Raw genomic sequence first — 12,704 nt, 5'->3', positions numbered from 1 at the left:
TTTGCGGATTTTCCGCAAAAACTAAGCTTAGCGGGGGTTTTTACGCTATGGCGTCATTTTTTTCAAGAGACGCAGGATGAGTAACCTGTGGAGAATGTAAGCCGCTGCCTAGCCGAGTTTCTCGGCGAGGTCCTGCGGGCTGAGGTGTGTGTAGCGCTTGAGCATCGCCAGGGTCTTGTGACCGGTGATACTCGCGACCTCCATCATCGTGAAGCCGCGCTCGAAGAAACGACTGGGAGAACTCATGTTCTACTAGCATCAAGGTGTTGCTGACAAATATCCTTAAGAATCAGCACACTACCATCATGGTGTTGCTAGAAGGGAAAGGCCTATGCGGGTGTTCTACACGGATGAGAGTTTCGAGCTGAATGGCGTGCCCTTGCCAGGGATTCCGTTCCTGGCCAATGCCGGTGCAGAGCTGATCGAGTCGGCCAATCGTTACCTTTTCCACATCGCGGTCGTGCGAGGGCGCACTCGCTCTCCCGCCACCTGGCGAACCTACGCAGACCACCTCTACGAGTTTTTCTCCTTCCTCGAAGAGAACGCTTTGTTCTGGACTCGGGTGAACCAGGAGCACATTGCGGTCTGGCGCAACTCGATGCTGGATCGTGGCCTGTCCCGCTCCACGATCAACAAGCGCCTTTCGACCACCAGTGCGTTTTACACTTGGTGCGCTCGCCAGGGCTTGGCCGAACAGCTGCCATTCGAAACTCAGGATGTGCTTGTGTCAAAACCCAAGGGGTTCTTGGCCCACGTCGATGCTTCAGGGAATCGCCTGCAGGCCAATGAGTTGACCTTGCGTACTCAGCAGCAACTCCCCAAGTTTCTGAGCATCCCGGAGGCCGTCCAGTTTATCGGGGCGCTGTCGCCTCGCAGGACGCAACTGGTGGCCTACCTGATGTTGCTATGTGGTCTGCGTCGTGAGGAGGCCTGCGCGCTCGATGTTCGGGTTCTGCCGACGCCGGCCGGACATTCCCCAAGTAAGGCCATCAAGATGACGCTCGATCCGAGTCTTACGCCGACTAAGGGCTCCAAGGAGCGCTGGGTGATGGTGCCATACGACTTGGCGGGCCATCTGTTCGACTACATGATGCGGGATCGACCGAAACTAGCCGGCATGTACCACAAGCGCCATGGCGCGGAGACAACCAGGCTCTTCCTGACCCGTGATGGCGCTGAGTTGTCGCTGGATGGCTTGGATGTGACCTTTCAACGAGCCTCGGCCAAGTCTGGGGTGAAGTGCACGCCTCATCGTCTCCGACACACCTTCGGCACCTACGAATTTTTGCGCATGTCCGAGCGGCGCGGCACGGATGGCGCGTTGCACTGGGTACGGGATCGTCTGGGCCATTCGAGCATCACCACCACCGAGGTTTACGTGCATGCGGCGGACCTGCTGAAACATGATGAGGTGGACGGTTACGTTGAAGAGGTCCTGCAGCGCGTAGGGAGTCGTTCATGATTGGCAGGAAGCGGGTCGTTCGGAAAGTCGAGTCCATCACACTGGATGGCACTGTTGTCGATTTGCCGCCGTCATGGTGCTTCACCATCAGCTGTCAGCACCATGGTGAAATCCGCTTCGATTTCGATCCATGGTGCCGGCGTGATCGCGATGACCTGGTGATGCATGTACGGGATGCCGTGTGGTCGCTGCGGCATGAGCTGGTGGGAATCACCCTGCAGGGGATATTTCAGCAACTCGCCACTTACTTCTTGCCATTCTTGGATGACCTTGAGAAGAGTGGCTGCGTTGTCAGCCGCTTGAGCCAGATTGACGAGAAGATGGTCAGAGATTTCCTGGCGTGGCTCGAGCGACGCATCGCCGGCGGGGGGCGGCGGACCGGTCAACCGCTGTCACTCTCGGCGAAGAAAAACGCCTATTCTGCGCTGAAGACAGTGCTGACCAACCGAATGAAAAAGACGCCGGAGTCGGTCAGCACTCAGTTGAGGTTCCCCAAGTCGCCGTTCCCCAATATCAATCGGTTGGTGCCGAAGCGCGCGTCCTACAGCAAGGGCGAGCAGAACAGGATCATTGCGGCGTGCAACCAAGACTTGAAGCGGATTCACAATGAAAGGGGCGAAGACTCATTGTCTCCGGCCCAGGTTTTGGCGGTGCACCTGATCGTTTTGGCATTGGCCACCGGCCGGAACTTTCAAGGCCTGCTTGAGCTGCGACGAGATAGCCTAAAACCCCATCCGCTCAAGGATCGGGAAGTTCTCATCACTGAAAAACGCCGCGGCGGTTCCACGCAGGCCGCATCATACCGGGCGCAGGCTGCCGACCAGGGGGCTGAGCAAGAGCAGATACTCACGATTCCCACCACCGTGGGCAACCACTTCCGGTGGCTGGCTGAATTCACCCGCTCACTGAGCGACGAAGCGCGCGCCGAGGATCGCGACGTCGTATTCCTGTGGCAGGTGCCCCATACCGGGCGCCACCCAAGATCCACCCGTCAGGGGCGGGTTAACCGCTTCACCCAAGTGGATGCCCGAAACGCCATCGCGGATTTCGTGGCACGACATGAACTGGTGGATGACCGTGGGGAGCGCCTTCTCTTCAGCGTCGCTCGTTGTCGCCCGACCTTCGGCACCAACCTGTATGCCCGAACACGAGATATTCGCAAAGTCCAACTCGCACTGGGCCATGCATCCGCCGAGACCACCGCACGCCACTATGTGTCGTTACCGGCAGTTGCTGAGCGGGATCATGTCTTTGTGGGTCAAGCGATGGTGGGCTGGATCACTTCCGCGGATGAGACAAAAGCCACGGCACTGGCCGCCGATGGCAGGATTCCGCTGCAGAACGTGCACGAACTCCTGAGCGGCGGATACAACACCGTCGTTGCTCGCTGCAAGAATCCCTTTCGCGAGGGAGGAGAGGTTTGCGGCAAGTACATGGTCTGCTTCAGATGCCCGCAGATGGTGGTTTTCGAGGACGATCTCTGGAAGATGTTCAGCTTCTACAACAAGCTGCTTGCCGAAAGAAACAAGATCGCCCCGCATCACTGGGTCAAGACATACGGCTGGGTCATCAAGACCATCGACAACGACATAGCAACGCAATTTCCGGCTGACCTGGTCGAGGCAGCAAAGAGCAAGGCCAGGCTGACACCTCATCCCGCCTGGGCGGTCTCTGGAGCCGCATTATGATCCCGCTGCCGCTTGACGTTACTCGCCTGGCAGATCTGACTTTCCTGCAAAAAGCACGTTTGCCTGTCTCGGCCGCCGTCGATACGGCAGGCTCGCCGGTGGTAATCAGCCGGTACGAAGATGACGTCTGGAATTTCTGGCCGTACATCTCAAGGGAGAATGCCAAGGACGGTGAAAAGCGGATCATCTGGGGTATCGCGCTGCCGGACGGTTCAAGGCTGACCGACGAGGCGCATCGCAGCTTGTTGGCCTCGGCCAAGGATTTCATTTGGTCGCTTCATGTCGATCCCATCGAGGGCGGGAAGCGCCTGGGGCTGAAGACACTGATCTCCCTGATGGGCAACCTAGCGTTTCTGCTGCGTTGGATGGTCAGTCAAGGCATCACCAGGTTTGCCCAGTTGGATGGCAGAACCCTGGAGTACGTAGTGGCAGCCAAGGATGGAAAGTCCGCCAAAAGTACCGTGATGAAGAGGTTGCTCCTGGTCGAGAAGTTGTATGCGCAGGTGGGGAAGATCGATGACTACCTGCCATCTCATCCCTGGCCATTTGAAAGTGCTGCCCTGCTGGCCGGCATGGACCAACGCATGGCCCACCGAGTGCCGAAAACGCCGGTGATTCCCGAGTCGGTGTTCGTACCGCTTGCTCAGAAAGCCATTGAGTACGTTGAGCAGCGTGCGCCGGCGATCTTGGTCGTTCAGGCCGAGGCGGAGCAGGCCATGGCGGCAGCCGAGGCGCGTGGCGTGAAAGGGCATGCCTATCGACAGGTCTTTGGTACGGAAGTGGCCAGGGCACACGGCTATGCAGGGCTCAGAGAACTGCATGCCGAAATGGCGCTACTCAGGACGGCCAGCTACATCTGCATCAACATGTTCTCCGGCCTGCGCAACTCCGAAATGATGTCCTTGGAGTCCGGGTGCATCTCAAGGGAGCCCGGAATCGATGGCAGCTACGAGTGCATCTGGTTGCATGGCACGATCTACAAGACCGGCGAGCGACCACACAAATGGCTAGTGCCGCCGATCGTGGTGCAAGCGGTCGATCTCGCCGAGCGCATGATCGAGCCTTTCCAATCGATGCTCCGGGACGAAGAGCGGAAGCTTCGCAAGCTGGAAACCATCGAGTCGAAGCATGCAAAGCGCTTGGCGGAAATATCCAGGAGCAAGAACAAGCTGTTCTTGGCGACGCACTATAGCCAGCAGGGACCGGTGGCCGTGATGCCGGGCGGCGCCGCCGTCAACAGGTGGCTGAAGGACTTCTGCCGGCATTTCCAGATCCGAGCCGACAACGGCGAAGTGTGGGACCTGGCTTCCCACCAGTTCCGGCGCACGTTCGCCTACAACTATGCTCGTTCGGAGCTGGGGGATCTGCTGTACCTAAAAGAGCACTATGGGCACTGGAGCCTCGACATGACCATGTTGTATGCCGACGGCGGGGCCGACGAGTACCAGATCGATAACGGTCTGCTGGACGACGTGGTGCGCGCTAAACAGGAACGCCAAGCGGAGATACTGGCCGGTTACCTCGACTCCGATACCCCCTTGGCCAAAGGTGAGGATTGGCTGGGCACGTGGCGCCCCATGGTTCGCACCGCCAAGAACAAGGACGAGTTGATTCAGGAGTTGAGCAGCACGATCACCCTCAACGGTACCGGGCATAGTTGGTGCGCCGGTAATGCCAAAGGGGGCAGCTGCGGTGGGCTGTGTCTGTTCGAGGCCGATATGTGCGTCGACTGCAATATGGCGCTGATCGGCCCTGAACACCTTCCTGTTTGGAAAGAAATTGCTGAGCAGCAACTAGTGGTGCTGCAACTACCCGATATGGGCGTACCGGCCAAGAGCCGGGCCAACCGCATTCTGGAGAAAGCGAATCAGGTGATCAGCAAACTCGATGGCAGTAGGTCGGAAGCATGAGCGGCGTGGACGCAGCAGGTAATCCCGAGGCGCTACGGGCGCACAAGGAAGCGTCGCAGCGGCAGACCCGCCAAGAGCTAGAGTTGGCGCTCGCTCGCCTAAGAAATGGCAATCCGCGCCGCGTTAAGCGCGGCGCTGCGATCAGCGCAACGACAGTGGCGAGAGAAGCGGGTATCGATCGCTCCACGCTTTATCGTTTCCACGAGCCCATCCTGACGGCGATCCGCAAGTTCAACGAAACCATGCCGAAGCAGCAACTGGAGGCTAAGCAAGGGGAGCTGGGGGAAGCACAGGCCAAGGCCCGCGAGTATCGGGAGGCACTCGAGGCGGCGCGAGATGAAATTACTGCATGGGCTCGTCAGAACTATTTGCTGACTCACCGCGTACGGGAGCTTGAAGCCACTATCCAGCAGCGCGACAAGCTCATAGCGGACTTGCAGACTAGATTGGCCGTGACTGCGAAGTCGGTTCCGCTGAGGTCGGTCGCCGGGCCCCGCGATCACTCCGAGTGAACCCAGGGCACTGTACTTTAAGACCGCTCTAAGCATTGCTCGCAGCGTTAGGAGTAGGTGTTCCGACTCAACCCTGTGGGTTACTGAGCCCAGATCACTTGCAGAACGCAGGTGGCTCGTCGACTACCAACCTTCTTTGCTTTGCAGGTATTGGATGGAAAACAGCAACGAGCCCGATGGCTCTCCGCTTTGCCGGTGGCGGAGATAGCGTGAGCCGCTCTAGAATGGGTTTTATAGGTCTTTATAGTCGATTATAGAAACCGCTCTGAACGCCTGTTGGCGCTGTCCGCTGGGTAGAGCAACGCGGAGGCCAAAGAGCCCAAGCCCGTCTAACGGCTGTGTAGATGATCGCTCGATCCAGCCGCACCGGCACGGTCACCCGCCTGAATTGGCTGCCCTGGCTTTTGTGGACGGGAATGTCACCGGGGAAGTTCACCAGAACTTGGAGAGTCTCTAGGAAAGCCGGGGCGATTCAGTCCAAGTAACCGTTTTAAGCTCACTTACCACTTTCTGGGCGGCTTTCTAATTGTAAGCTTCACCTGACTAGTCATAGGAAAGCCCAGGCTACTGGATTGAATCAGCTCTAGACGATCCTTTTCCATGTGATTGGTGATGTCCTTCTCCGAATCCTCGCTCCACACAACAAAACCCTCTCCCCGACCGGACAGCCGAGAGTTGAGGAAATTGTCGATGTGGGCAACACGCACAGGATCACGGGTGATGTAGCCAATCGGCACGGTTGCAGCACTATCATCGCTCGGCTGGAAGTGGTACTGCACCACAGCGAGCTGGCCGGGGATCAAGAAGATTTCAAAACGATCCTGAAGATCCGATCCTTCGAACGCGATCCCGTTTGGAATACGGTTATGGTAGGTGCTGCGCAGCTGGCCGAACTCCTTCTTGTCATCGAATGGCAGGATCGCAGTGATCTTGCCTTTGACATGTGGGGCTTCGCTCAGCTTTTCTGCTGTCTTGCGGCAGAAATCGCTCAGCAGCGTTCCATTGGCCGCCCAAAGAGGGACAGAGCTCGACAACCATAGGGCAGAGTGAATCGTACCCTCAGGCCAGTCCTTGGAGAGGTCTTCCAGCATGCGGCCTAGAGTGATTCGGTTGTTGTTGTCATACAAGGGTCCAATCATCGCCCTTGTTTCCTGGTTGCCATACCCGGTTTTGCGATCCTTGTGATCGATCAGCCATGAGTTGATGTCCAACCCTCGATCGTCCAGGTAACGTGCTAGTACCTCGTCTTTGAACTCCTGGCAGTATTCCTGTGGACTCATCCCGTCCTTGGGCATCCTGAGACTGTTGAGGTAGTCGGATATCTTGGCTTCCAGATCCATGCTTAACGGGCGCTGGCGAGTACCCCCGACTTTCTCGGCGACACGTTTGATGATCTCAACATTGCCGGCCTGCGTTGGCAACAAGCCGATTTCCAGATCCACTTGGATATTGACTGGGGCCATCTGGTCACAGGTGCCGACCTTGTAGAGTCGGGTCTTGCGGGTTTCCGACTCGGAGAGTTTCGAGAAATCTAGGAAAGCTCGGTATTGATCGCCGAAGGCATCCGCGACAGCCAGTACAGACCACCCCTTGCTTTCTGGCGGCACAGGGATCTGTGGAAGCCCCCAGCGGGTTCGGTTGTGCTGGCTTGGCGGCATGATCGTCTTGGTGAGCAGCTCGAAGATGGGGCGCTCAATCCTCTCCTCATACTTGGTGAGGCTCGGACTGGCCGATGAACTGCCCTTGGTGCGATCCATAAGCATCGATGACGGCGTCAGATGCCCATCATTGGTGTAGACCGCCAGCTTGTTACGGATGAGCGTCTCGATCAACACGTCACATTCGCGCTTAGACAGGCCGAAATAATCTCGGATCTCGCCAGGCAGCACTTCCTGCAAGGCCAGCAGCAAGCGGCAGGTAAACTCCTCAACCGCAGGAAGGGAAACCTCCTTCGTCCAAGCACAGTTGATCTGGTATTGATACGCCGGCACCAATAGGGAAATGGTGTTGCAGATGCGAAAGCCAGAGGCGTCGGCGGCTTGATATTCATCATTCATTGCGCTGGCCCTCAATCACTGTGGTGCCGTCAACGATTTCGTAATCATCTGGCGAAATGGCGTGCTGCTCGGATACATAGCGAACAACGCTGCCCAACGCGGAAGGTGCGTTCACGCCACTCCACATGCGCTTGGAGCCGATGATCACCAGGCGATCCTTGGCTCGGGACAACGCCACATTGATCCTGGATTGATCTACCAGGAAACCTTGAAGACCCTTGTCATTATTCCTAACTAAGCTGAGGATTAATAAAGCATTCTCGCTGCCCTGATAGGAATCTACAGTATCAATCCTGACGGCATCGCGCAGTGGGGCCGCCCATTCCGCTCGACTCAGTTCCTCTTCGATCAGACGTTTCTGCCCCCGGTACATCGTGATTAAGCCAATCGGCTGTGGGCTCATTGGAGTGCGCTTGGCGTTGAGCTTTTCCATGTGCTCGGGGCGTGCCAGTTGCCGCAGCAGATGCAGGCACACAGCGACCTCATGCTTGTTCACGAACTTGCCTTTCTGAGGCTCGTCTTCATTGACCGCCCGCTCCCCTGTGCCGCTGTCGATCCAGCTGACTGGTTTGTTCAAGGGATAAGGCAATTCCGAGCACCAGGGATCAGCTTTCTTGCGGAAGCTGTACAGCTCGTTGTTATAGAAGCAATGGCTGACGACCTTGCCGATCGGCTCAATCATCCGGTACTGAGTATCCAAGGCAATGCCATTGTTCACGAGAAAGGCGCGCTCAAAATCGGTTTTGAGCACCTCCCGTTCATCAATCTGCAGCTTCCTGGCGACCTCTCGTATATGTTTCTTCTCATACATGGGCGCCAACTGCTTGTGGTCACCCACCAGGAGAACACGGCGACCGCACTGCATAGCGATCATCAATTCCGAAGCTTGTGCTCGCCCTGCTTCATCAACAATGACCCAGTCGAACTCCATCTCCTCAATGTGAATACCGCCCGCCCCGATTCCCACCAGAGTGCCGCACACCAGTTGCGAGGTCTTGACCAGGAACTTGTCATAGTTCGCAGCCCCTGAGCCCAATACGTCAATCCAGTCCTGGCTGATTCCAATCAGATTGTTCAACCGCTGAAGTGCCAGCTGATTGGTGACGCCATGCTGCCGTGCCACCTGAGTGGACAGCTCGCTCCAGAACTCCGGAGCAGCAGGTGATGGTAGATTGAACTCATACTTTCGGCTGTCCATGTGGTGCTGAAGCGACTCCACACAGCTTTTGATCTTGGCGTCATAGCCCATGACCTTGTCGATGCGCGTTTCTTCACTGATTTGGCGCTTGGCGGCAATTTCATCTCTCTGCTTGGTATACGTGCGCACTCGATCAAGAATTGGGCTGATGCTGCGATGCAGTTTGGCCAATTCCTCCACCAGTTCCTGGCTGAGCATCAGGCGGGAGGAAAGCGCATTGATCCGCTTTTCATATTCACGCTGAAACTTGTAGCGAATTTGGCGCTGGATCGAACTGGAATGACACTGGAGCATTTGGTCATCGATAGCCGATTCATGACCCAGGCGAATGACGCTCAAGTCTGTACCAAGCGCTGAACACAGCTCTCGGGCCTTGATCGCCACAGTGTCTACCGAAGCATGCGATTGCCCCACCAGAAGGATATTCCCCGCCAACTCATTTTCGAACAGGTAGTGGATCAGCTTGGTGACAAAAGCGGTCTTGCCAGTGCCTGGCGGGCCCTGGAGGACAGAAATCGGGCCCTCGGAGACGGTTCGCTGGAAGGCCACAATTTGCCGGGGGTTCAGTTGCTCGAATTCAGAGTCGTATCGAGCCCTGATCGCCACTTCTTCTGGAATCTTGCCAATGACTTTCGATTGCTGTGCACCGTCCTGATCAAAATAGGCGGGCAGGTTCGAGATGCGGGATACACCATTCAGCACGCGCTCCATCGCTTTTTTGCGGCGCTCACGTGATGCATTGTTGAGTTTTGACTCAAAAATCAGCTCCGTACCAGGAGTCAGCTTTTGCTTCACGCTGCGAATGCCGGCAGAAAACATGCGCACTGCCAGTCGGGTCGAGCTGCATTCCTCGGCAACCACTTCCCCAAATGGACGACTTTCACCATCTAGGTAGATGCCGATATCACCTGCATCCTCGTTGAAGTCCAGATCCCGGCCATTCTGCGCCACATAGGGGATTAGCAGCGCTCCGGTCTGGCTCTCCTCGAAGGTCGCGTTTTCAATCTCAACCCTCATCAATTGGTCGCCCTCCGTCTCCAGCATGGCCTTCCAAATGGTGAAGGGCCTTACTGTCTGATCGACGAAAGCATCACATTCATCCTCGACAACCTCCTCGCCTTCCACCTCATCAGACTTCTTGAGGAAGCTCTGCACGGGCTCCTGGTTTAACAGGAAGCGGACGAATGCCTCTTCCGTTGCCTTGGTGGAAATACCTTTCTGAATGGCAATAGGTTGGGTGAAGGTAGCCTGAGCTTTATGGCCTGCGGAAATGTAATCGCTGAAGGATACGTCCGACAGCCATGCAGACGACAAGGTCTCTCGCACAGGGTCGAAATTGAAACTAAGTCGCTTATCCTGCGCAGTGATCTTTATGTACAGCTGCTCTGGGTTACGATCAGCACGCTCGACTTGCAGGTAGTACGCCGATTCACCTGCCTGAAGCAGCATTTCTGTAGCAGGCCACTTGAAAACGTCAGCTACGAATTTGAGGGGCTGTATTTCAGGGAGTGAGGGTTTTTTCAGGGCCTCAAGTTCGGCCTTGATGCTTTCATCCAATGGATCGATGGCTACCGGAATGCCGTTAGGCTGCTCCTTGGCCAAGGCAAACTCGATGGCTAGGGCCTTGGGAGCTTCCTCCCCCAGAAGCTCCTCAACGATCTGATAGACCGCATAGCAATCTCGCCCGAAGCTGTCGGTGCTCGCCGGATTGATCGGGCCATACTCAACGTTGTACGGATCTGACGTATCGCCAAAATCCAGGGCGTCAATGAAGATGAGGGACAGTAGCTCATCCGCCTGGCTTGGGCACACCAGAATGTTGCCTGGGTGCAGATCTCCATGTGCGAAATCTCTGCCATGAACATTGATCAGCAGGTTGCACAGCGCCGAGGCCGCCTCTAGCTTTTTTTCAAGAGTGTCCAGACCTGCAATGAAATCTGGCCAGCTTTTGCCCTCCTCAAACCGAGTGACCACAAACAGTCCGTTGCCGCTGGCAAACATGCCATGGCTCAACAGGCTCGGTAATGGTAACTCGTCTTCCAGAGTCTGCTCGATACGCTTACGCATGCGCAGAATTCGGCGATTGATGCCAGGGTTCTTGATGTCTACAACAGCCTTCGGCCAGAATTTGAGAAGTGCCTCTTCGCCTTCAAATACGCACCGATAGACCATCTTCTCAGCTGTCGTCTCAGGGATTACACCCGGTGCTGGAGGGAAGTAACTCATCAGCATGTAAGGGTTCCAGTCGGCCTTGATGAAGTCGCCTTTGGCGATCTCCTGCATGACCTCCTGTGTGTCGTCGTATTGCAGCGGTTTGCCGATTGCCAGGGTGTTTAACTCGGCAAGCATTTCCGAGGCGTTGGCAAAGCGGTTCTCCGGCTCAAGATCCATTGCCTTGGCAAAAAAAGTATTCAACTCGCCATCGAAGGGATCATTGGGTATCGAACGCCAGACGGGAATTCCCTCTTCCAGGACAAACTTGGCGCCATGAAAGCAAATCTTGTGGGCCACAAGGGCCAAGAGGTACACATCCTTCGCAAAAGGGCTGAGGACATCCCCTTCGGCCGCGTAGACATCCTCGGGCAGCAGCGTAGAGCTGCTTTTCAGGCGCTCAGCCAGATCCTTGACTGTGCCCTTGTCAGGAATGAACGCTGCATGAAAGCTTGAGGCCAGCACAATGCGCGAATCCTGTGAGTACCAAAGGTTCTGGGTATCAATATCTCGATGGGCGAAGCCCATGCTGTGCATTTCAGCAAAGGGCGCAAGTAAGGCTTTGGTCAGGTCGAGACGATCATCCACCGACCATTTATGGCCGTGAAGATTGAGATGCTGCTCAAGGCGCAGGGTGTTCTTGCGCAACTCGAACAACTCAACACAGTCGCTTGTGATGTTGTCTTCCACCATGGGAGACAGGGGCCTCAGCAGGAAGTCTTCCAGTGGGCTGTTGGCAGCGCTGGCGGTTCGGAACACAAAGTCCTCGCGGGTAACGATCCGACGCCATGTTTCGTCATCGTGAAACGCCAGGCCCAGTGCTGCCAGATCCCAGCGACGCATCATGGCTTTGCTGATGGGTGGGCCGGCGTTCGTGGCGGGGTACTCACTGAACAGGTGCTGGTCATGCACACGGTCAGGTGCAATGGCTGCCGTGTATTCAAGATATTGAAACTCTGCGAGCTCGACACGACTTCCACGAAAGAAGCTGTCAAAAATGGGCTGGTTCTGGTTCGGACGCGACCTGCCCATCTCATCGAATATGATCATCCTGACTTTCTGAACGTAATCTTCGTAGTGTTTACCGCCGATCTTCAGAAAGTCTTCCAGGGTGTGGACGAACTGACGTTCGTTTTCCGGTAGGTACTCCGGGGTAGCGCTGCCGCAGAGTACGACATGCGCCTCGACATAGGGGCAATACCCCAGCTTGTGTTCAAGTTCAGTCTTTAGGATGGCTGCCAGGCGGTAGCCCTGGTCGCGCTTACGGTGATATGCGCTTTTGCCTCGGTTCTGCTCGCCACGCTTGGTCGTTATGATCCAGTTGCCATCGTAGCTAGTCAGCTTGCCATGCCATTCCTTGAGCTCGACAACCAGCAGCCGGTCATGGGTGACGATAATAAGGTCAAATTCCATCGAGCCTTGCTTGTCGGCCACTAGCACTGAAGCGTAGCCATACCAACTGTCCCGCAGATGCTTCTGCATCTGATCCAGAGCATTTGTCTCGCTTTTGTGCAGCCCATTGCCCCGAACGATGATTTGCATATTGGCTTCCCTACTGCTGACCTGCGAGCGACCTTAAGGCGCTAGAGGCAATAGTGCCTCCATGGCAACCTGCTTGCGTTCGACCACAGCTCCTGCTGGCTTTTGAAACACTCTGTCGGTGTTG

Annotated in this window: 6 protein-coding genes and 1 pseudogene; 4 read left to right on the top strand and 3 right to left on the bottom strand. The window is 56.2% G+C overall.

Annotated elements, in window-relative coordinates:
- Positions 1–108: 108 nt before the first annotated feature.
- Positions 109–234, bottom strand: a pseudogene (locus tag L1P09_RS06590) (site-specific integrase); the annotation flags it as partial.
- 97 nt (positions 235–331) lie between these two features.
- On the opposite strand from L1P09_RS06590, the gene L1P09_RS06585 reads away from it, so the two are divergent.
- Genes L1P09_RS06585 through L1P09_RS06570 form a run of 4 tightly spaced genes read left to right on the top strand, consistent with a single transcriptional unit; the run spans position 332 to position 5,572 of the window.
- The gene (locus tag L1P09_RS06585) at positions 332–1,462 is read left to right on the top strand and encodes a tyrosine-type recombinase/integrase (protein ID WP_009681710.1); all 1,131 of its coding nucleotides are present in this window, start codon (positions 332–334) and stop codon (positions 1,460–1,462) included.
- Positions 1,459–3,150 carry a tyrosine-type recombinase/integrase gene (locus tag L1P09_RS06580; protein ID WP_235768627.1) on the top strand — a complete coding sequence of 564 codons (1,692 nt, stop codon included), beginning with the start codon at positions 1,459–1,461 and terminating at the stop codon, positions 3,148–3,150. The genes L1P09_RS06585 and L1P09_RS06580 overlap by 4 nt, the downstream gene beginning before the upstream one ends.
- Positions 3,147–5,060, top strand: a complete 1,914-nt coding sequence (locus L1P09_RS06575) for a site-specific integrase (protein ID WP_009681708.1) — start codon at positions 3,147–3,149, stop codon at positions 5,058–5,060. Before L1P09_RS06580 ends, L1P09_RS06575 begins: the two co-directional genes overlap by 4 nt.
- Positions 5,057–5,572 carry a hypothetical protein gene (locus tag L1P09_RS06570; protein WP_009681707.1) on the top strand — a complete coding sequence of 172 codons (516 nt, stop codon included), beginning with the start codon at positions 5,057–5,059 and terminating at the stop codon, positions 5,570–5,572. The genes L1P09_RS06575 and L1P09_RS06570 overlap by 4 nt, the downstream gene beginning before the upstream one ends.
- Positions 5,573–6,072: 500 nt before the next feature.
- Here L1P09_RS06570 and L1P09_RS06565 read toward each other — a convergent pair whose 3' ends face one another.
- On the bottom strand, positions 6,073–7,629 hold the full coding sequence (locus L1P09_RS06565) for a hypothetical protein (protein ID WP_009681706.1): 1,557 nt from the start codon (positions 7,627–7,629) through the stop codon (positions 6,073–6,075).
- Positions 7,622–12,580, bottom strand: a complete 4,959-nt coding sequence (locus L1P09_RS06560) for an AAA domain-containing protein (protein ID WP_009681705.1) — start codon at positions 12,578–12,580, stop codon at positions 7,622–7,624. The genes L1P09_RS06565 and L1P09_RS06560 overlap by 8 nt, the downstream gene beginning before the upstream one ends.
- Positions 12,581–12,704 lie beyond the last annotated feature (124 nt).

It is taken from the genome of Pseudomonas juntendi (assembly GCF_021560075.1).
In the GTDB taxonomy this organism is placed as follows: Bacteria; Pseudomonadota; Gammaproteobacteria; order Pseudomonadales; family Pseudomonadaceae; genus Aquipseudomonas; species Aquipseudomonas juntendi.
This window is presented reverse-complemented; position numbering and strand designations above follow the sequence as displayed.